The organism is Streptomyces sp. NPDC029956, assembly GCF_055574655.1.
On the sequence record NZ_JBVHZJ010000033.1, the window covers coordinates 5,522 to 25,563 of the forward strand.

The window sequence follows — 20,042 nt, forward strand, 5'->3', positions numbered from 1 at the left end:
GGTTTTCTTGTTCTCGGGGGGGTGCCGGGGTTTGGGGGGGGGGGGGGGGGGGGGGGTCTTGAAAGGTGGGGGGGTGGGGGGGGGGAAGGGGGGGGGCCCGGCACGAAGCCGGCCCCACCGACCTTTGTTCAGGGGCCGGGCGTCATCCCCTTCGCCACGCCCTCACTTCCTCGGACACGCTAGCGAGGAGGACGGAAAGACCGTCATGACTCTTTCTTTCTTCTTGACTGGCCTGGTGACGATGCAGAGGAATTTCTCGCCGCCCTCACCGATGGCTTCGTCGAAGTCAACGCGGGTGACCTTGTTGCTGTTGTTGGTCGGGACCTGTTCGCCACCTCTCTTCCAGGCGTCGTCGATCATTTTCAGGAGCTCGTCCTTCACCTTGAAGACACCGTGCAGGGGCTTGTCGGCCGGGCCCGGCTTCGTGTGGTCCATGACGTGGTCGATGCGATGCCGAGTGGCGCTCTCTCGCATGTACATCAGGCCTGACGGTGATATGAAGGTGTCGTTACCCATGTTCGCCCTGCCCAGGGGGCAGCTGATCGCCGTCGCCATCACGCTGGAGAGCGACATCCGGGGGGCGCAGAGCGGGAAGGACGGGGTGTTGCCGAACAGCTTGCTGAAGAAGCCGTCGGCCTTCGTGCCCCACTTGCCGAACTTGACGCCAGCGGCACCCCATCCAGCGAAGGGCACCATTCCGGCACAGGACAGGCCCGCGTCGATCTTCTGGTCCTCGCCAAAGTACCAGGCACAGTTGGCTCCGTCGGCGATCTCACCGAGCCCCGGGACCAGTCCGAGGATGTCGAGCGAGAAGTGGCCACCTTCGGAATGGACCTTGCCCCAGTCGACTTCCTCAAGCTCGGTTACTGAGGTTTTCGTCGTGTTGTCGGTGGTGACAGGTGACGATCCCTCCGGTAGGCCAGCGGTGTGCAGCACGGACAAGGTTAGGGCCTTACTGCTGAGCGGCTGTCATCCGGCCGTGTCATTGTTCTGGAGGCGGGCCGGGGAGGTCCTGCCGTCCGTATGGCGGGGGGTACGTGGTGGGATCGATCGGTGTCGTGTGTGTGGTGGCCGGGCTTATCGGTGCGGGGCTGTTGCGGTGGTTGCCCGCCAGAGGGCGGGCGGACGGCCTGACGGCGGTCGGTGTCGCGGGAGTGCGGGGCGGTTCGAAGGCCGCGCTGGCAGTGGCCGTCGTAGAACTCCACCTTGCGGGGGCGATCGAAGTCAGCCGGTCCGGTCGGCTGCGGCGGGTGGTGCACACCAGCCCGGGACGTGACGTGACGGTGCTGAACCGGGCCACGTGGACGATGTTGGGCCGGGAGCTGTCGTTGGCTGATGCCGCCGTCGCTCCGGCGGTACGGCGGGCTCGGGAGGAGGTGCGTGCCGAACTGGCCGTGCGTGGCCTGCGATGCGGCCGAGCACGGCTGGCAGTGGCCGGACTGCTGGCCCTTGCGACGAGCAGTACGGCCGTGGCCGTTGCGGTGCAGGGATCCCCCTGGGCGGGTCTGCCTCTGGCCGTGCTCTCGCTCGCCGTCCTGTGCGCCCCGGTGCGGACAATGGCCGGGCACCGGCTGTTGCGAGAGATGCGTCGCCTGCATCCCCTTCACGGTGATACCCCGGTCGGGCCGGAGGAGATCGGGCTCCTTGCTTCGCTTCACGGGCGCCGGGCATTGCGTCTGCTGGTGCCGGAGTTCGCCGCCTGTGCCGGTCTGCTCGGTGGCCGTGCCGCCCGGGAGACCGTCGCCCGAACCGAGGGTGACTCGTACGGCTCAAGCGCCCTTTCTGGTGACGGCGGCATCTGAGAAGGCGCCGCTGAAGCCTTCAGAGTGAAGGCAGTGGGGTTAGTGAGAGGCCGGTGTCAGCTAGACATCCGTCGATGAGGGCGGGTCGGAGTTGGATGTGTCGCAGGCCTCGGCGGAGGGTGCGGGTGAGATGGTCCGGGTCGGTGAAAGCGGTGTTCGCCGTCGGGCCGCGCCGCAGAAGCGACCAAAGGCCTTCGACCGGATTGAGATCCGGTGCGTATGGGGGCAGTTGGAACACGGTGAGCCAGTCGTGCTCGGCCGCGTACTGCTTCATGCCGACGGCCAGGTGAGTGTTGAGATTGTCCCAGACCAGGATGATGGGGCCGCCGAGCTGGATGTGTGCGCGGACTGCGAGGTCGCGGTAGTCGGTCCAGGCGAAGCTCTTGCGGGCCCCTTTGACCGGGAGGTGGAAGCGGGGCCGGTAAGATCATCCGGCTCTTCTCGCCGGGCTTGTAGCAGCACAGTGCGGCCACCGAGATCCGACGGCGGGAGCGTCCCCGGACGCGGACGACGGGCGTGCGTCCGCGCCGGCCCCAAGTCCGGGCGCGCGGCGGCGTCATCGCGAACCCGGCCTCGTCCTCGAAGACGATCCAGGCTCCGAGCGCCGCCGCGGTGCTTTTATCCGGGGCCAGACCTCCTGCTTCCACAGCTCCACCGCCTGCTCGTCCCGCTCGAGTGCCCGGCGGGCTGGGGCCTGCCAGGACCAGCCGTGCCGCTTCAACAGTCGCCACACGGTCGCGATCGAGAGGTTCAGCCCGAACCGTCGGATGATCACCGTCTCGACCCGAGCCAGCGTCCAGCGCTGATCCTCGAACCCGTGAGCGGCCGGTCCTTTACCCAACTCCTCTTCCAACGAAGCGAACTGGGCTGCCGACAGCTTCGGCATACTCGTCGGACCCAACCCATTGAGCGCAGGGCCTCGGCACCTCCTTCACGCCAGGCCTGCCGCCAGCGCTCCACCGACCGCTCGCTGACCCGAAGATCCCGGGCGATCGCCAGGGTCTTCTCACCGGCCTGAAACCGGGCACCGGCTTCCAGCCTCACCTGTTCACGAAACGCCCGCCGCTCAGCGGTCAGGCCCCCACCCTGCGCGTACCGCATACCACCGGCATACCGCGGGGATCACTTTCTGTCACCCGACAACACGACGAAACCCTCAGTAGTCGAGGATGCCGAGTTCGGAGTCGGGCCGGCAGATTTCGCACGCCCGGATCCCGCCGTCGGTCAGCGCCCGGCGTCCGCGACCGGCCGCCCGCCCTCACGCAGGAATGACAGGACCCAGCCGGGGCCTTCCGGGAGCCGCCGTACGGGGCGCAGCGCGGCCTCGCGGGTCTCGACCTCGGCTATCCGGTGCCGGACCCGTTCCAGGGACAGCACCAGCCAGTGCTCCAGGGTCCGAAGCCGTGGAAGGTCTGGCGGCAGCTCGGACATCACGCACCCGGGCGCTTCGGCTTCTGCTGCTCGGCTACCTCTCGATGATGTTGCTGGCACAGGGGGTTGCCGCCGAACCCGTACCGGTGGCAGGGGGCCTGGCTTCTCTGCACTAGTCAAGGCGAGCCGATCTGAACGGCGTCGTAGCCAGTCGGCCCCAGTAGATGGGCGGCGGTTACCGTACGCGAGAGCCACGGCTGCCGGACATGAACGAGCACTCGGCCGCGTCACCCCGGCCCGTGGTCCCGGGCGTGTCAGTGGCCTGCGGCATGATGCGGGAGACGTGACGGCAGATCCGATAGGGATTTCAGAGGCCGTCCCGAACGGGGGGCGTTGTGCACAAGCTGGTCTCAGATGGGGTAGGGGTCACGGAGGATCCGCAGCTGCACTACGAGAGGTGGCGGTGGGGCGGAAGACTGCCGAGTGAGTCGCTGCGCCGTGTCCGCGAGAGCAACGTCTTGGGGCTGCTCGACTTCGACAGTGACCTGGTCCACGACCTCGGCGCCGCGGATCCCGATGTCCAGCGTGCCGTGGCGGTGCTCGCCGCTCAGCGGGCCTGCGAGGTGGCGGGCCTGACCGATGTGCCGTGGGTCGCTGGGGCGCTCGCCGCGTTGACGCAGGGGCATCCGCTACCGCCCCCTTTCGACGACGCGGCCCGGATGCGGGAGGCTCTGCGGTCCACCCCTCTCGAACCGGGCCCGGATGTCCTCGGGGCAGTACCGCCCCAGCGGCGGCCGTACTTTCCCCCGCCGCCGGCAGGGTTGATGTGGGTCAAGACCGCAGAAGAGAGCGACGGGGAGACGAGCTACGAGCTTGGCCGGCTACCGGGCAGCCAGGCACCGATGGTGTTCACCGAGCTCGTGTTCCCTGCCAGCACACCGCAGGTCCGTGGGCCCATCTCACAGCCGCATTTCGCTCTCCCCGCCGTACTCGCTGCTGCCGAACCCGACCCGCTCAAAGCAGCTCTGGATGCGGTGTGGCATGCGCTGAACACGCACGGGGAGCACTACCCGAAGTTGTTGGATGAGATCCGGTCGACCTGGGGCGGGCGGATGTCCGTACCGGATGCAAAGACATGGCCTGCTGATCCGGGCCGACGGGTGCGGAGCGGACGAGGGAGCGTACCGATGGTCAACTACCGGGTGAAATGGGTACGCGCGCGCGACGGCAAGACCATGGTGTCCACGGTGAGCTACGACCAGCCCAGCGCCGAACAACGCAAGGCAGATCTCGAGGCGGAGGGCGCCACGGACATCAAGATCGTGAAGGTGCGGCCCGGCGAGTAGAACCGCCCGATTCGCATGCATCCGGCCGTCTCGACGGCACACGCGGGCGTTGAATGCCAACAGCCCCCTCGACCTGGTGGTCGAAAGGGCTGTTGCGTTGGTAGCGGGGACAGGATTTGAACCTGCGACCTCTGGGTTATGAGCCCAGCGAGCTACCGAGCTGCTCCACCCCGCGTCGGTGAACACCACCCTACACAGCAGCCGACGCCCAGTGGCGAGCATTATCCGGGGATCGGCGGGTCAGGCGCGGACGATGTTCTCGGCCTGCGGGCCCTGCTGGCCCTGCGTCACATCGAAGGTGACCGTCTCTCCCTCGACGAGCTCACGGTAGCCGTTGCTGGAGATGCTGGAGTAATGGGCGAAGACGTCCGGGCCGCCGTCCTGAGCGATGAACCCGAAACCCTTCTCCGCGTTGAACCACTTCACCGTACCGCTGGCCATACTCGTATCCGTTCGATCCTGCCGGAAGCCCCGGCCCTTGAGAAGAAGGACGTCATCCCCTTCCGGGAAGTCGTCCGGCGCCCGTCCCCTGCCGCCCGTGTCCGGCTGACTGGTCGCACGGGTTGGTGGGGCGGGGGCGGGGGTGTTACTTGCCCTTGGCGGCTTCCTTGAGCTTCGAGCCCGCGGACACCTTCACGCTGTAGCCGGCAGGGATCTCGATCGGGTCGCCCGTCCGCGGATTCCGGGCGGTGCGCGCTACGCGGTGGGTGCGCTCGAAGGTGAGGAAGCCGGGGATGGTGCCCTTCTCGTCGCCCTTGGCGACGACGTCGCCGACGGTCTCGGCGAGCGCCGTCGGCAGAGCGTCGGCGTCTTTGCGGGTCACCTCGGCACGATCGGCCAGGGCGGCGGTCAGCTCACTGCGGTTCATCGGTGAAACACACTCCGTAGGCAACCGTCTCCCTGCTTGGGCCGTATGGGCCATCAAGCTTGTCCTGACAGGAAAACTGGAGCAGCTGCCCACGAAGGTTGGGCGGCTTCGCTGGGGTATACGGCATCCGGCAGCCGACCGGCTTCCCAAGACAGCCGCTGCAGATACATGGGGACGACATGTCGCACATGCAGCTCTTGGCCAAAGGAGCGGGGCAGTGGTCTCCGCCCTTCTGGATCATCGCCATCATCTTGATCGTTATCGTCGCAGGGGCATTTGTGGTGACAAGGGCGCGCAGGAGATAGAGCACAGGCGTGGGCGAGGAACGCTGTCTGGCCCCGCTGGCGGCGGGATCGGCGCGGGCGCGGTACGAGTTCCGGCGCAGCGTGCGGTGGGGAGAAACCGCCGGGTACCGCGGCGCGCTGCGCCGACTGCTCCCCGTCCGGGCCAGCGGCGGTGGCGCCTGCGGGCTTGGCCGTAGACAGGATGGCGATGTGGTGGATGTTGCGGGCGCAGGCCTGGCAGACCTCTGCCAGGGTCCCGACCTGTTCGACGGCCGGGTCACACCCGCCCCATGGCAGCCGCGGCCGCCGCACGCACCACCCCACGGCAGCGGCCCCGCCCTTACTCAGCACTCCACCAGCGGCAACGCTCAGTCCTGACGTGCCGTCACTGGCACCAACCCGGAACAACGCACGTGACGCTTGGGATCGCCGGGCTGGTCCCCTTCAGGGAAGCCCCCGGTCGGCCTGCGGTGAGTCCGGTGGAAGACTTCGAGGTCGGCGAGAAGGTCACTGCCGTCGTCACGGAAATCGACCTACCGACCCGCCGGGTTCTCCTCTCCAGGCCTCAGGTCGCCCGGCGCGAGGGTGTCGTGCAGGTCACGTGACGGCCGGTATGCCCCAGCCGCTGATGTGAGCATGGAGCGGGGCGGCTGGGGGGCGGGGTGGCTGTGTTCGTCGGTGTGGTCACAGGTCAGGGACGGCGGGTGATCCTCCACCCAGACTCGTCACCATGAACTCGGCGATGTTGAATAGGCGGCATGGCGAGACGCAAGAAGGAGAAGAGGAAGCGGCCCGCCTGGGGCATTCCGAAGGGGATCTTCCTGTCTGCGACGCCGGAGGGCTGGCGCACCAGCGTCGTAACCGAAAGCGGAAATCTCTGCGGGCGGCTGGACGTGCCGATCAACACCGACCCGCAAGACGCTCGGGCTGCGGCGGCGGTGATGGTGAGGGAACTCGCGCGCGACTTCCACGACATCGACGTGGAGGTGAGCTGGGATCCGCCCCAGGAACCCTGGTCATGGACCGCCCAGGTCACCCTCGCCGCCGAAAACGAACCACCTTCGCCGGAAGCTGAGGGCTGAACAGCAAGCTCAGGAGTGGAGCAGGACGCGCTTGCGGAGGAGGTCGAAGTCGGCCCGGCCGAACATCTGGCGCTCGAGCATCTTGATCCGGTTGACATGGCCTTCGACGACTCCGGAGTTCCACGGCTGCGAGAGTCCGGCACTGACTGCGTCGAGGTCACGTTCCAGGTGCCGGGCGAAGCGCTGGAGGTTGGGCAGGTCGGTGGCGGTCGCGGCTTCGATCCATGTCGGCAGGTGGGGGGCCTTGCAGCTGGGCGAGCATGCGGGCGAAGGAGCGCACATGCTCGGCGAGTGCGTCCAGTTCGGGGCAGTTGGCCAGCACGGCCCTGAGCTGGAGCCGGTCGCTCTCGGCCAGGGGGTCGGGGTGGGTGAGGATCCCGCGGGTGACGGCGTGGGCGGTCGGCGGCCGGAGGCGACCGGCTGGGGCTTGCCTCGTAGGTTCCGGCTGACGTAGGCGCGGACGTTGTCCGGCGCTGCCGTAAGCTCCGCGCGGTGATCGACCGCGTATGCGGGACGGCCGAACCGCAAACCGGCGGGGGCGCAACGCCCCCATGGACCCGGGAGGTGAGCGGGAACCGGGATGAGGGGGTAGGGAGCATGGGGAACATACGTTCAGGGGTCGCGGCAGCCACGGCCGCTTTGATCCTGTCGGGGGTCTTGGGCTGCGGTCCGGCCACGACGGCCGGAAGCGGCGGGACACAGCCGGCCGAGGTGGGCATCGTGGTTCACGACGGTGCCACCACCGAGGAACACCGTCGCGTGATCGAGGCCCACTGGGCTGGCGGCGGCATGGCCGAGGTGGCCCGGCAGGACGCCAAGGACGATCCGGTCCAGCCGGCCTGGACCGGCGGCGGCTCGATAGCCCGCACGGTCGGCCGGCTGTACGCGTCGTCGGGTGTGGGCGGCGGCTCGGGTGCCTGTACGGCAACCGTCGTCGGGATCCGCACCGTTATCACCGCCGCGCACTGTGTCAGGACACCGGCTGAGGGAGCATCTGCGCAGGCTGCTGCCTGGGATCAGAACCTCTTCTTCGTACCGGGCTACGAGGATGGTGCGGGGCCTCACGGCGGCTTCACGGTGCGCCGGGTACGGATGGCCGAGGACTGGCAGACGGACGGACGGGACCTTGCGATGCTGGAGATGAACCCCGGTGCCGACGGACGGAACATCTCCGACTTCGTCGGCGCCCAGCCCATATCGTTCACGGCAAAACCCGGGGCGGCCGCGCACTTCTTCGGCTACCCGTACACGGACAGGGTCCTGCACTGCTCGGGTGTCACCACCTGGGCGGCAGGCGAGGCGTTGGTGCGTGTCCCCTGCCTGATGGGAGTGGGGGCCAGCGGCGGCCCGTACCTCTCGGGTGACCCGGCAAAGGGCACTGTCGTCGCGGTGAACGTGGGCGGCGACGCGGACGCAAGCTACGGAACAGCCCTCGGCGCATTCGCCCAGGACCTCTACCGGAAGTCCGAGCACGGCTGACGAGCACTGCGTAGGTCAGCGCCATGGAATGGAGCACGGCAGTTGGCGAGCCCCGCCAGCTGTCGTGCTCAGACGGTGTCTGACGTAGTGATCTTGCCCGCTGCACGGCCATAGACGCTCGCGGTGGGGCTGGCCAGCTGAGGCGGCCGCTCACGATGGCCGGTAGAGACGTGGGCATCAACTCGGCATCCTCGACTGACGTGCAGGTGCCGCGCCCAGCCGGCCGGGAGCCGCCGGGCCAGGTCCGCGGCCAGCTGGCTGGCGGCCTGCCCGCGGGCCTGAGATCCAGCGTCTCCAGCAGGCACATGTAGCCGACCGCGTCCCGTGCCTCCGCCGCCGTCAGCAGGGGCAGGCGGGGGCCCTCCGGGTAGTCGCCGGTCACTGCTTGCTCATCAGTCTCCACGCAGGACCAACCCCGGGCGAAGCCTCCAGGACACGCAAGCCAGTGGCAGAACCGCCCCTCCATTCTCGACGAGTACAAGACCTACCTCGACGACCGCTGGGCCGAAGGCTGCAGCAACGCCTGGAAGCTGTGGGAGGAGAGCGTTCCACTCGGCTACAGAGGCAGCTACCAGCGCGTTCGCGCCTAGCCCCTGGTAGGTGGGGGACCATCCCCGCGGGCGCGGGGAGCAGATCCTACGCTCCGCGTCCTCCCTCTTGCGATAGGGACCATCCCCGCGGGCCGGCGGGAACGCCTGGTGTGGTGCTTTGGCCGCCGCCGGGTTCGTTGTTGCCTGTTCCGTCGTCGAGCCACAGGCCGGTGGGGTCGCTCTCCGGCGACAAGGGATGGTTCTCCCAGTTCGCCGACGCCTTCATAGCGGAGGGACCGAAATATGTCGAATCCGCGTGGAACGGGGTTTCCACCGAATTCTCAAACATCGGAAACTGCGTCTCCTGGGAAGGGACCTGCAAGGAAGCCCTCTCAGACCTCAACAACCGGATCAACCCCGGCCAGGCCATGGCCGAAGGCGTTGTCGCCCGAGGCAGCGAAGTCGCCACAGACTTCAACCAGGGCCGGAGCGCCCAGGGCGCCGCGAAAATCGCATTCGACATCACCCTCGCGCTCATCGCCCGGAAGATGAAGGTCCCCGGCTGCGGCAAGTGCTTCCTCGCCGGAACCGCCGTCCTCATGGCGGACGGAAAGACCAAGAACATTGAAGACGTAGAACTCGGCGACGAAGTCAAGGCAACCGACCCAGAGACCGGCGAGACAGGGCCCAGAAAGGTCACTCGCCTCATCGTCACCGAAGACGACAAACAGTTCAACGAACTCACCATCGCCACACCCCACCGTCCCTCAAAGCTCACCGCCACTTACGAGCACCCCTTCTGGTCACCATCACAGCGGGACTGGATCGAAGCCGGCCAGCTCACCCCCGGGATGACCCTCCTCACCGACACGGGCCAGACCGTCACCATCACGGCAAACCGCGGCTTCACCCGCAAGGCCCGCACGTAGTGGGGCAGCCGGTACACGGCTTCAGGCAAGACCATCTGGACGGTGCAGGTCACCGGCGATGGAACCGGTTGAGGTCCGTGCAGAGGACGCTGAACCCTTCGTGAGGTGTCCGAGAGCCTGGTCGGGGGCGTCCAGGCTCTCGGACGGCATACGGCGGGCTAGTCGCTTTTCAGCCGCCTACGGCAGCGGGTCGCTGGCTCAGTCAGCTGATGCTTACTGCCCGCTGAGCGGTCGTAGTGCGGGAGTTGCGGGCGGTGGCGAAGGTGTAGAGGCCGGGGACGAGCGTCCAGGCTCCGGCGCTCCAGATGGTGAGGTCGTCGGCGGGGATGGTGAAGGTAACGCGCTGGCTGGCGCCGGGGGCGAGGGAGAGCTTGCGGAAGGCGACGAGGCGGCGCGGCTCGGCTGCCGCCGCGGCCGGGAGGGTGCCGTAGACCTGGATGACGTCCGTGCCCTGTCGGTTGCCGCTGTTGGTGACGGTGACAGAGAGGGTGGTCGTCTTGGAGACGGCGTCGTGGGCGGCTTCGAGAGAGCCGTGGGCGAACGTGGTGTAGGACAGGCCATGGCCGAAGGGGAAGAGCGGTTGCTGTCCCTTGGTGTCGTAGTAGCGGTAGCCAATGGCGATGCCCTCGTCGTAGGAGACGGTGGCGTTCTTGCCGGGATAGGTCGCGGTGGTACTGCCGGGGCCCTGGGTGGTGCTTGCGGGGAAGGTGACGGGGAGCCGGCCGGAGGGGTCACTGTCGCCGAAGAGGACGGCTGCGAGCGCGGTGCCCATGCCGCGGCCGCCGTACCAGGTCTGGATGACGGCTTCGACGTCGTCGAGCCAGGGCATCGCGACCGGGCCGTCGGTGTTGAGGATGACGATGGTGCGGGGGTTGGCGGCGGCGACGGCGGTGATGAGCTGGTTCTGGTCCGCGGGGAGGCCGAGCTGCTCGTGGTCCATGGCCTCGCCCGCCATGCGGTTGACGAAGACGACGGCAGCGTCGGCGGTGCGGGCGGCTTGGACAGCGGCCGGGATGAGGGAGGCGGGCTGCCAGCCGAGGGTGAGTCCGCAGGTGCTCCGGCCCATGGGGTCCGGGTCCGCAATGGCGTTGTTGTAGGTGAGTTCGACGGTGGCGGTCTGGCCGGCGGTGAGCTCGGCGGTGCCCTGGAGGGGGTAGTCGTAGGTGCCGAGGAAGAAGCGGCGGGTACCCCGGGAGCCGGAGACGACGGTGACGCCGTCGATCTTCAGGGTGGCGGTGCCGGCGGGCAGGAGAGAGAAACGGTGCAGACCCGTGTGGGTCGGGGTCAGGGTGCCGGACCAGGTTGCGGACCAGACCGCGGGGAGGTTGGCGACCGGAGCGCTGGTGAAGTCGACGGTGCTGTCGGTGCGGGTGGCGACCGGGGTGCCGGTGGGCTGGGCGGAGGCGTAGTAGCGGCCGGTGAGGCCGGCGGTTCCGCTGCTGGTGCGCAGGACGGTGGAGGGGACCGAGGCCAGGGGGGTGTCGCCGGTGGTGCCTTGGGAGTGGGTGACTGTGAGGGCGCCGCCGGCTCGGGTCTTGATGGCCTGGAGAGGGGTGGTCCAGGTGCCGGGGTCGACGTAGGTGGAGCCGGCGACTCCGGTGAGGGCGTCGGCTCCGGCGGGGCCGATGACTGCGAGGGACTTGAGGGTGGCGGGCAGGGGGAGGGCGGAGGAGCGGTTGGTGAGCAGGACGGTGGAGGCCAGGGCCGCCTCATGGGCGAGGCTCTTGTGCTCGGGGGTGCTGACGTCCTGGGCCGGTGCGGGGAGGGGATTGTCGACGAGGCCGTTGGCGAACATGGTGATGAGGATGCGGCGGGCGGCGTCGTGGAGGCGGGCGGCCGGGATGGAGCCGTTGGTGAGCGCGCCGGGTGCCAGCTTGACTCCACCGGGGCCGAGTCCGGCGAGGTCCATGCCAGCCTTGGCGGCGGCGACCTGGTCGGCGCCGGCCCAGAAGTCGGGGACGGTGTAGCCCTGGAGGCCGAGGCGGTTCTTGACGTCGTCGAAGAGAGCGGGGCTCTCGGTGGCGAAGGTGCCGTTGATCTTCGGGTAGGCCATCATCACCGAGGTGGTGGGCGCGGCGGCGATGACGCGGCGGAAGGGCGCCTGGTAGGTCTCGTGCAGGGCGCGGTCGGACACCAGGGTGTCTGTAAAGAAGCGGTTGGCCTCCTGGGTGTAGGCGGCGAAGTGCTTGACGGTGGCGGTGACCTGGCGGCTCTGCATACCCGTGGTGAGCGCCGCGCCGAGGCGGCCGGCGAGCAGGGGGTCCTCGCCGAGGCTCTCGGCCTGGCGGCCGAAGTGCCAGGTGCGGGTGAGGTCGACCGTGGGGCCGAGGAGGTTGTTGTACCCCTTGGCGCGTCCTTCGGTGCCGATGGCGACGCCGATGCGGCGGGCCAGGTCCTCGTCGAAGGCGGCGGCCTGGGCGAGCGGCACGGGGAAGGCGGTGACGTTCTTCTCGTCCCTCAGCCCAGCGGAGGCGTCGACCATGGTGAGGGCCGGGATGCCGAGGTAAGTGAGAGCGCCGAAGTCGCAGCGGACGAGCGCCTCCTTCTCCGCGGGCGTCATCCGTGCGAGAACGGCGTCGACGCGGTCGAAGACGCGGGGATCGGTGGCGGCGATTGCCTGAATGGTGGCTCCAGGGGTCATGGTGGCGACTGCTGCTGTAACGATGGCGGCAGACAGGAAGGCGCGTCGGTTCACGGCGACTCTCCGGACGGTGGTGGCGGGCGGGGCCCGCGGAATCGGATGCTGCATATCCGGCAGTAGGGGATTCTCACCGGATTGCTTCCACGCCCCCTTACGGGCTTCCCGCGTCCCACAGGAGCCTTCAGGGGATTTCCAGGCGCTTTGGTTCTCGGCGCCTCATGCAAGCCGAAAAGCTACGACCATGATTGCTTCGGGTCAACCTGTCGGGATCGAATAATTCGGCTCCTGGATCCTGAACTGCACCGATGCACGATTCCTCTACCGACAGGAAGAATTCAACTCCCCCCCAGTGGAGCCCCCAAGCCTTCATACGAATATTCGATGACTCCCATCAGCCCCATGGATTCGGGTAGTCCATTTTCATCGATATGCGCGTGCCCGGCATGAATGGAAACCCATGCCGGGCACTATTTGATCTTCTCAGGTACCGCCGGACGTTCTTCGCGGAGCGTTGCCGGAATGGAGGACATGTGTGCCCGAGGTGAGTCTGTCGGGTTGGTACCCGGGGAGCTCGACGATCGCTGTGCAATTCGGAGGCACGGTGATTTCGACCTTCATGCCGTCGGGCGTGGTCTCCCAGAAGAGCGCGGCAGTCCCGTGGGGCGTCTCGTAGCGGGTGCGGGCCCAGGTGATGCCTCCTCCCGGACGGGGCCGGAAGGCAAGGGCCGTGGCGCCGGGCCCTGTGACCGCGATGCCGCCGACGACCCTGTGGAGCCAGTCCGCCACGGCTCCGAGGGCGTAGTGGTTGAACGAGGTCATTCCGCCGGGGTTGAGGGTGCCGTCGGGTCGGAGGCTGTCCCACCGCTCCCAGATCGTCGTGGCGCCCATGGAGACGGTGTAGAGCCAGGAGGGGCATTCGGTCTGCAGGAGCAGGCGGTACGCCGTGTCGAGGTGGCCGGTGTCGGTCAGCGCGTCACAGATGAGGGGGGTGCCCACGAAGCCGGTGGCGATACGGGCATCGTCATGTTCTACCAGTTCGGCCAGGCGGTCACCGGCGGCTTGGCGGCGGCCCGTGTCCAAGAGGTCGAAGGCGATCGCGAGGGCGTACGCGGTGGGGCTGTCGCTCTCCATACGGCCGTCGGCGCGGACGTAGGCGTTCTGGAAGGCGGCGGTGATCTCGTCGGCGAGCGTGCCGTAGGCGGTGGCGTCGTCGGCGTGGCCCAGTGCGTGGGCTGCCCGCGCGAGGTGCCGGGCGGAGTGGGCGAAGTAGCCGGTGGCGACGAGGTAGCGGTCGGTGCGCCCGGCGGCGGGGTCGTCCGGAGGGGCGGCGGGGTCGAGCCAATCGCCGAGCTGGAAGCCGGTGTCCCAAAGGCGGCTAGGGCCCGCGAGCTTCTCGACAAGGTCGACCCACGCCTTGCCCATGGAGTAGTGACGGCGGAGGAGTTCGAGGTCGCCGAAGCGCTGGTACAGGGCCCAGGGCGTGAGCGTCGCGACGTCGCCCCAGGCAGCTCCGGGTTGGATCGGCGTCCACATCGGCTCCCCAGGGATGACGGGGACGTACCAGGGGACGGTGCCGTCGGGGAGTTGCTCGAGTCCGACGTCGGTGAGCCAGGAGTCGAGCATGCCGGCGCAGTCGTAGAGGAAGCTCGCGGTGGGGGCGAAGACCTGGATGTCGCCGGTCCAGCCGAGGCGTTCGTCGCGCTGGGGGCAGTCGGTGGGGATGTCGACGAAGTTGCCGCGCATGCTCCACAGGACGTTGTCGTGGAGACGGTTGACCAGGGGGTCGCTGCTTTCGAACCAGCCGGTGCGGCGCATGTCCGTGTGGTGGACGCGCGCGGTCACGGCGCCGGGGGCGAGGTCGCCGTGCCAGCCGGTGATCTCCGCATAGCGGAAGCCGTGGAGGGTGAAGCGGGGTTCCCAGGTGTAGGGGCCGGTGCCGGGCAGGATGAGCGTGTCGGTGGAGTGCGCTTCGCGCAGGGGACGGGTGGCGAGTTCGCCGTCCTGCAGGACCTCCGCGTGCCGGCAGGTGAGGGTGGTGCCGGCGGGCCCGTCGGCGGTAATGCGGAGGCGGCCCACGAGGTTCTGCCCGAAGTCGAGCAGGTGGCGGCCGTCCCTGGTGCGGGTGACCGACACCGGGAGGATCTCCTCGGTGCAGCGGACCGGAGGGCCTTCGGGCGCGACGAGCGTCCGAGGATCCCGGGTGCCGGTGCGGACGGGGGTCCAGCCGTCAAGCGATGCCGTCGGGGTGGCCCAACCGGGCTCGTCGAGGCGGGCGTCAAAGGTCTCACCCTCGTACAGGCCGCTGGTAAGGAGGGGGCCGACAGCAGCGTGCCAGGTGTGGTCGGTGGCGAGCACGGTGGTGGTGCCGTCGGTGTAGGTGACCTCCAGCTGGGCAAGGAGGGCCTGGTCGGTGCCGTAGATGTTGCGGGTGCCGCCGTCGAAGCCGTACCTCCCGCGGTACCAGCCGTCTCCCAGCCATGCGCCGATGGTGTTGGCGCCGGAGGCGAGGAGGGCCGTGACGTCGTGGGTGCGGTAGCGCAGCCGCTGGGAGTAGACGGTCCAGCCGGGGGCAAGGGCCTCGTCGCCGACGCGAGTGCCGTTGATCTCGGCCTCGTACAGACCGTGGGCGGTGATGTAGAGCCGGGCGCGCTGGACCGGCCGGTCGTCGATCTGGAAGTGCCTGCGGACCCGGGCCGGGCGGCGTTCCGCGGCGGGGTCCTCGTCCCAGTCCGCGCCGACCGGGACAGCGGACCAGTCCTCCGGTGCGAGGAGCCCCGCCTCGACGGAGCTGGGCTCGCTCCACGCTGACGGTTCGTTGTCGTTCGCCGGCCAGGTCCGGACGCGGACGACCGCGGCTTCGCGGGAGGCGAGCGGTGCGTCGGGCCAGGCGACGAGGAGGTGGTCGGCGCCGGCGATGCGGCCGGTTCGGTAGGCGTGGCCGTGGCGTTCGACTTCGACTTCGTAGGCGTGCTGGTCACCGGCTTCGGCGGCGGGACTCCACGACAGTCGGGGGGTGCCGGTGCCGATGCCGAGACCGTCCGGCAAGTGCTCGAAGCGCACCGGGGAGGGCTGGAGGGACTGCAAGGGAAGGGGCCTTTCGTGTGCTCGGGAGGGTGGTTCGAGGGGCTGGTCAGCCCTTGACCGCTCCCGAGGTGAGGCCCTTCATGACCTTCTGGTTGAGGAAGAGGTAGATCACGAGGGTGCCGAAGACGTTGATGCAGATGGCGGCGAAGAGCGGGCCGTACTGGGTGGCGCCGAAGTCGCCGGTGAAGTTCAGCAGGCCGACCTGGATGGTGCGGAGGTCCTGGCTGTTGGTGAAGGTGAGGGCGATGAGGAGGTCGTTCCAGATGAAGAAGAACTGCACCAGGCCGACGGTCAGGAGCGCGTTGCGGACCATGGGGACGCTGATGGTCCAGAAGGCGCGCAGGATGCCGGCGCCGTCGAGGGTGGCCGCTTCGAAGAGTTCGCGGGGGACGCTCTTGTAGTAGGTGGCCATCATGAAGACGGTCAAGGGCAGGCCCGTGCCGGTGTAGGTGAGGATGAGCGGCCACAGGGTGCCGGACAGGCCGGTCTGGAAGTAGATGGTGAACAGCGGCAACAGGATCATCTGCGGGGGGATCATCATGCCGGCGAGGAAGACCAGCAGGGTGATGCTGCGGCCCTTCCAGACCATGATCTGCAAGGCGAAGCCGGCCGCGGTGCCAAGCAGGAGGATAAGGGCGAGAGCGGGGACGACGGCCAGGAGGCTGTTTTTGACGTAGAGCCCGATGTTGCCGGTGGTCCATGCCTCGGCGTAGTTGCCCCACTCCCAGGTGGTGGGAAGGCTCCAGGTGGAGTTGTTGAGGTAGTCGCTGTTGGACTTCAGCGAGGTCAGGACCATCCAGATCAGAGGGTAGATCTCGATGACCAGGAGAATGGCGACGGCGAGCCGGATCCACGGACGGCCGCCAGCCTTGCGCGCGGCGCGGAGTGGCGGCTGCTTGGGACGCTTGTGGCCGGTGCTGGTGGTCTTCTGGAGGGTGTCGATGGCCATGTCGTTCAGCTCTCCGTGTTGTCGCGCCGCGAGACGCGGTAGACCGCCAGGCTCACCAGGAGGCAGACGGCGGTGAGGAGCAGCGCGATGGTGCTGCCGTAGCCGTACTCGCTGTAGGTGAACGACGACTGGAACATGTACAGGGTCAGCGGGGTGGTGCCGCTGCCGGGTCCGCCGTTGGTGAGGGCGACCACGGAGTCGAAGACCTTGAGGGTGCCGTTGATGCTGAAGATGAGCGACGACATCAGGACCGGCAGGGAGAGCGGCAGGACGATGTGGCGGATCAGGCGCAGGCCGGAGGCGCCGTCGAGGCGGGCGGATTCGAGGACTTCGTCGGGGATGTCGACGAGGCCGGCGAAGAGCAGGACGGCGTAGAAGCCCATGGAACGCCAGATGTCCATGATGATCAGGACCCAGAAGGCGCTGCTGGCGTTCCCGAAGAAGTCGACTGGTTCCAGGCCGAAGGCGATGAGGAGAGAGTTGACGGGGCCCGGCTGGGGGGCGACCTGGAAGAGCTTCTGGAAGAGAAGGCCGACGGCGACAGTGGGCAGGATGACGGGGAAGAAGGCGAGCGTTCGGATGAGCGCGGAAGCCTTCTTGAGGAAGAAGACGTAGAGCAAGGCCAGGAGGTAGCCGGCGATGACCTGGCCTGCGGTGACGATGACCGCGTACTTGAGGGTGAACCACAGGGCGTCGTGGACAGCTGGGTCGTCGAGGAGCCGGGTGAAGTTGGCCAGACCGTTGCCGGTGAAGCCCTCGATGGAGTTGCCCTTGGTGAAGGAGTACCCGAGCGACCACACCATCGGGACGATCATGATCAGTGTGTAGACGAGGAGTGCGGGACCGAGCAGGAGCATGATCGCCCTGCGGTCACCGAGTACGCGGTGCATGAGTGGTGTCCACTTCGTTTCTGTGAAGGGCTGGCCAAACGGTGACGGGCGGCGCGCCGTGGGCTGGCGGGCCGCCCGTCTCGCGGGGTTACTGGCTGCCGAGCGCGGACTGGACGGTCTCCATGAACTGCTTGGGGCTGACGCTGCCGTTGACCAGGCCGGGGGCGTTGGTGTTGCTGATCGTGGTCGCCTTGGTGCTGAAGAGCGCCTCGAACCACAGGACGTTCTGCTTGGAGTTGCTGATCGTCTTGCGGACCGTGCTGGCCACCTCGTTGGCGTCCTTGACCGGGGTGTTCACCTTGAAGCCGGTGATGGTGCCGTGGTCCTTCAGGGCGGTGCTGCCGAAGTTCTTGGCGATGCAGCTGACCCAGGCGCCGGTCTCCCTGTTGAAGTTCTGCGAGCCGAGGGTGACGGCGAGGCCGATGTTGGAGGGGTACTGGTCGATGGAGCCGGCGCCGCCCTTGACTGCGGGGAGGGGCATGAAGCCGACGTTCTCCGCGCCGACCTTGTTCTGCTTGGGATCGGCGATGTTGGCGAGGGCCCAGCTGCCCATGTAGAACATGCCGGACTTGCCGGTGAGGAACTGGTTCATCGCGGTGTCGTAGTCGATGGAGCCGACGCCCTTGCCGAAGTAGCCCTTCTTGCCGAGGTTGGCGACTTCTTCGGCGGCCTTGACGTAGTTCGGGTCGGTCAGCTTGGCGGTGCCGGCGTCGACCTTGTCGAGGGCCTCGGGGCCGAGGCTGCGGTAGAGGTAGCCGCTGATCAGGCGGGTGAGGGGCCAGCCCTGGGCGCCGGAGGCGGAGAACGGCTGGATGCCCTTGGCGTTGAGCTTGTCTGCGGCGACGAGCAGCTCGTCCCAGGTGCCGGGGACGGCGATGCCGTTCTCCTGGAAGAGCTTCTTGTTGTAGAAGAAGCCCTCGATGTTGTACTCGTATGGCAGCGCCATGAGCTTGCCGCCGTACAGGGCCTTGATCGTGGAGACCGCGGCCGGCTCCAGCTGGTCGAGGACTCCGAGGCGATCCAGCTCCATCTGGACGTCCGCCACCTTGCCGCCCTTGGCGAGCTGCTTGGTCAGCGCCGGGGCGTTGCCGGCGGCGAACATCGAGGGCAGAGCATTCTGGCCGGCGAGCAGCTGGAGCTTCTGGTCGAGCTGCGCCTGGGGGATGGTCTCGACCTTGAGCGGAAGGGCCGTGTTCTCGGCCTTACAGGTGGTCGTCGAGAGCGTGGTGAGCGCCGTGCGCGTGGTCGTGTTCTCTGTGACGCTGAGGTACTTGAAGTCCTTGGGCGCCGCGGAGGTGCCGCCGCCGCTGCCGCCGCAGGCGGTGGCGAGGAGAGCCAGGGACATGACGCCGGCCGAGGAGAGGATGAGGCGGCGGGCGCAGATCGTGCGGTGGGGCACTGGAGACTCCCAGGATCGTGAGAGAAGGAGGGGCGCTCAGCGGGCGCAAGGGGCGGCGGGGAGGACCGGCCGCGCAGAGACGGAGCGTGTAGAACGTTCTCCATCCGAACTGGCAACACCATGACGCCATCCCTCTGGCGTCGTCAAGACACAGACGCGTAACATCGTCGTCGCCTGGTCGAATAAGGGGATACCTCGAAGGCCAAGCGTGTAGAACGTTGCACTACGTGTGAGGAGGCGGGGCTCATATGGCTCCGGACAGCTCGGCCAGGAACACCAAACGGGTGACGATCACCGATGTCGCACGCCACGCCGGCGTGTCCACTGCCGCCGTGTCCAAGGTGATGCGCAATGCCTACGGCGTGAGCCCGGCTATGCAGGAGCGGGTGCGGACGGCGATGGCCGAGCTGGGGTACCGGCCCAATGCTGCGGCTCGTGGGATGCGCGGCCGGACGTACACGATCGGCGTTCTGCTCGACAACGTCCGGAATGCCTTCTTCGCCGACATCCTGGACGGCATCCACGAGGAGCTGGAGGACAGCGAGTACACGGTGCTGATCGGCGCGGCCGGATTCGGTGCAGGCGAACAGGCGCGCACGATCCGCTCGATGGTGGACCGCCAGATGGACGGCCTGGTCCTGATCGCTCCAGGGACTCCGCGGGCCGAGGTCCTGGCAACGGCCGAGATGACGCCCACCGTCGTCATCGGTCACCACGACGCTGCCGCCGTTCACGACTCCGTGGTCGACGCGGATGACGTCGGCGCAGGGCTGGCGGTCGACCATCTCGTCGCGCTCGGCCATCGGGACATCGCCCTGGTCTCGGCGTCGGGCAGCAGGACCAGTCGCTGGCAGCGCCCCCCGGAGGTCGCGCTGGCGGACGGCTACCTGCGTGCGATGGACCGTCACGGCCTCGCCGGGCGGACACGTGTGCACCACGCCGCGTACTCCGACGACGGCGGCCATGCGGCCGGGCTCGCCCTCCTGTCCGGGAGTGACCGACCCACGGCGATCCTGACCGGCGCTGACGTCGCGGCACTTGGCATCTACCGCGCCGCCGACGAGCTGGGACTGTCCATCCCGGGGGACCTCTCGCTCGTCGGCTACAACAACACCGCGATCGCCTCGCTCGCGCCTGTCCAGCTCACCAGCGTCGACCAGGCGGGGCACACCATGGGCGCAACCGCTGCGAGGATGCTGATCGAGCGGGTTGAAGGACGACGGGACCGGTCCATGCAGACCACGATGACTCCACGGCTTGTCGTGCGGCGCAGCACAGACGTGCCCCACGTGCCGTAGGCGCGTGCTGGTTTCGTCCGTGTCCGGCCGCCGCGACCGGCAGACCTTGGGAAGGTCGTTCCGGGGGCGGAGCAGCCAGTTGACGCCGAC

General features: G+C 68.2%; 16 protein-coding genes, 1 tRNA gene and 2 pseudogenes. 6 read left to right on the forward strand and 13 right to left on the reverse strand.

The window, feature by feature from the left end:
- Positions 1–162: 162 nt before the first annotated feature.
- Entirely contained in the window at positions 163–936 is a 774-nt protein-coding gene (locus tag ACZ4XX_RS24535) for a hypothetical protein (protein ID WP_468510016.1), read from the reverse strand.
- Between the two features lie 101 nt (positions 937–1,037).
- Between ACZ4XX_RS24535 and ACZ4XX_RS24540 the strand changes: the two genes are divergently transcribed.
- A complete protein-coding gene (locus tag ACZ4XX_RS24540; RefSeq protein WP_468510017.1) occupies positions 1,038–1,802 on the forward strand; it encodes a DUF2207 domain-containing protein in 765 nt (254 codons plus the stop codon).
- 19 nt (positions 1,803–1,821) lie between these two features.
- Here the strand turns inward: ACZ4XX_RS24540 and ACZ4XX_RS24545 are convergent.
- From ACZ4XX_RS24545 to ACZ4XX_RS24555, 3 genes and pseudogenes are all read right to left on the reverse strand, one after another.
- Positions 1,822–2,903: pseudogene (locus ACZ4XX_RS24545) on the reverse strand (IS630 family transposase).
- A gap of 55 nt (positions 2,904–2,958) precedes the next feature.
- Positions 2,959–3,030: a hypothetical protein gene (locus ACZ4XX_RS24550; RefSeq protein WP_468510084.1), complete on the reverse strand. Its 72-nt coding sequence runs from the start codon at positions 3,028–3,030 to the stop codon at positions 2,959–2,961.
- Positions 3,027–3,233 (reverse strand): hypothetical protein, encoded by a 207-nt coding sequence (locus tag ACZ4XX_RS24555; protein WP_468510018.1) that lies wholly within the window; start codon positions 3,231–3,233, stop codon positions 3,027–3,029. Before ACZ4XX_RS24555 ends, ACZ4XX_RS24550 begins: the two co-directional genes overlap by 4 nt.
- A 458-nt stretch (positions 3,234–3,691) precedes the next feature.
- Between ACZ4XX_RS24555 and ACZ4XX_RS24560 the strand changes: the two genes are divergently transcribed.
- Positions 3,692–4,519 (forward strand): hypothetical protein, encoded by an 828-nt coding sequence (locus ACZ4XX_RS24560; RefSeq protein ID WP_468510019.1) that lies wholly within the window; start codon positions 3,692–3,694, stop codon positions 4,517–4,519.
- A 98-nt stretch (positions 4,520–4,617) separates the two neighbouring features.
- Here the strand turns inward: ACZ4XX_RS24560 and ACZ4XX_RS24565 are convergent.
- From ACZ4XX_RS24565 to ACZ4XX_RS24575, 3 genes are all read right to left on the reverse strand, one after another.
- Positions 4,618–4,694: transfer RNA gene (locus ACZ4XX_RS24565), tRNA-Met, on the reverse strand.
- Between the two features lie 65 nt (positions 4,695–4,759).
- Entirely contained in the window at positions 4,760–4,960 is a 201-nt protein-coding gene (locus ACZ4XX_RS24570; RefSeq protein ID WP_468510020.1) for a cold-shock protein, read from the reverse strand.
- A gap of 145 nt (positions 4,961–5,105) precedes the next feature.
- Positions 5,106–5,387 carry an HU family DNA-binding protein gene (locus ACZ4XX_RS24575; protein WP_468510021.1) on the reverse strand — a complete coding sequence of 94 codons (282 nt, stop codon included), beginning with the start codon at positions 5,385–5,387 and terminating at the stop codon, positions 5,106–5,108.
- Between the two features lie 1,042 nt (positions 5,388–6,429).
- Between ACZ4XX_RS24575 and ACZ4XX_RS24580 the strand changes: the two genes are divergently transcribed.
- Complete coding sequence (locus ACZ4XX_RS24580) at positions 6,430–6,753, forward strand: hypothetical protein (RefSeq protein ID WP_468510022.1); 324 nt, start codon at positions 6,430–6,432, stop codon at positions 6,751–6,753.
- A 9-nt stretch (positions 6,754–6,762) separates the two neighbouring features.
- Here ACZ4XX_RS24580 and ACZ4XX_RS24585 read toward each other — a convergent pair whose 3' ends face one another.
- Positions 6,763–7,035 (reverse strand): transposase, encoded by a 273-nt coding sequence (locus ACZ4XX_RS24585; RefSeq protein ID WP_468510023.1) that lies wholly within the window; start codon positions 7,033–7,035, stop codon positions 6,763–6,765.
- Positions 7,036–7,473: 438 nt separating this feature from the next.
- Here ACZ4XX_RS24585 and ACZ4XX_RS24590 point away from each other — a divergent pair, with 438 nt between their 5' ends.
- Entirely contained in the window at positions 7,474–8,232 is a 759-nt protein-coding gene (locus ACZ4XX_RS24590) for a trypsin-like serine peptidase (protein ID WP_468510024.1), read from the forward strand.
- A 1,093-nt stretch (positions 8,233–9,325) separates the two neighbouring features.
- Positions 9,326–9,688 (forward strand): annotated as a pseudogene (locus ACZ4XX_RS24595) (Hint domain-containing protein); the annotation flags it as partial.
- A gap of 205 nt (positions 9,689–9,893) precedes the next feature.
- Here ACZ4XX_RS24595 and ACZ4XX_RS24600 read toward each other — a convergent pair.
- From ACZ4XX_RS24600 to ACZ4XX_RS24620, 5 genes are all read right to left on the reverse strand, one after another.
- The gene (locus ACZ4XX_RS24600; RefSeq protein ID WP_468510025.1) at positions 9,894–12,332 is read right to left on the reverse strand and encodes a beta-glucosidase; all 2,439 of its coding nucleotides are present in this window, start codon (positions 12,330–12,332) and stop codon (positions 9,894–9,896) included.
- Between the two features lie 480 nt (positions 12,333–12,812).
- Positions 12,813–15,416 (reverse strand): family 78 glycoside hydrolase catalytic domain, encoded by a 2,604-nt coding sequence (locus tag ACZ4XX_RS24605; RefSeq protein WP_468510026.1) that lies wholly within the window; start codon positions 15,414–15,416, stop codon positions 12,813–12,815.
- Between the two features lie 46 nt (positions 15,417–15,462).
- Positions 15,463–16,365: a carbohydrate ABC transporter permease gene (locus ACZ4XX_RS24610; protein ID WP_468510027.1), complete on the reverse strand. Its 903-nt coding sequence runs from the start codon at positions 16,363–16,365 to the stop codon at positions 15,463–15,465.
- A 5-nt stretch (positions 16,366–16,370) separates the two neighbouring features.
- Positions 16,371–17,255 carry a carbohydrate ABC transporter permease gene (locus ACZ4XX_RS24615; protein WP_468510028.1) on the reverse strand — a complete coding sequence of 295 codons (885 nt, stop codon included), beginning with the start codon at positions 17,253–17,255 and terminating at the stop codon, positions 16,371–16,373.
- 88 nt (positions 17,256–17,343) lie between these two features.
- Positions 17,344–18,654 (reverse strand): ABC transporter substrate-binding protein, encoded by a 1,311-nt coding sequence (locus tag ACZ4XX_RS24620; protein WP_468510029.1) that lies wholly within the window; start codon positions 18,652–18,654, stop codon positions 17,344–17,346.
- 248 nt (positions 18,655–18,902) lie between these two features.
- Here ACZ4XX_RS24620 and ACZ4XX_RS24625 point away from each other — a divergent pair, with 248 nt between their 5' ends.
- The gene (locus ACZ4XX_RS24625; protein ID WP_468510030.1) at positions 18,903–19,952 is read left to right on the forward strand and encodes a LacI family DNA-binding transcriptional regulator; all 1,050 of its coding nucleotides are present in this window, start codon (positions 18,903–18,905) and stop codon (positions 19,950–19,952) included.
- Positions 19,953–20,042 lie beyond the last annotated feature (90 nt).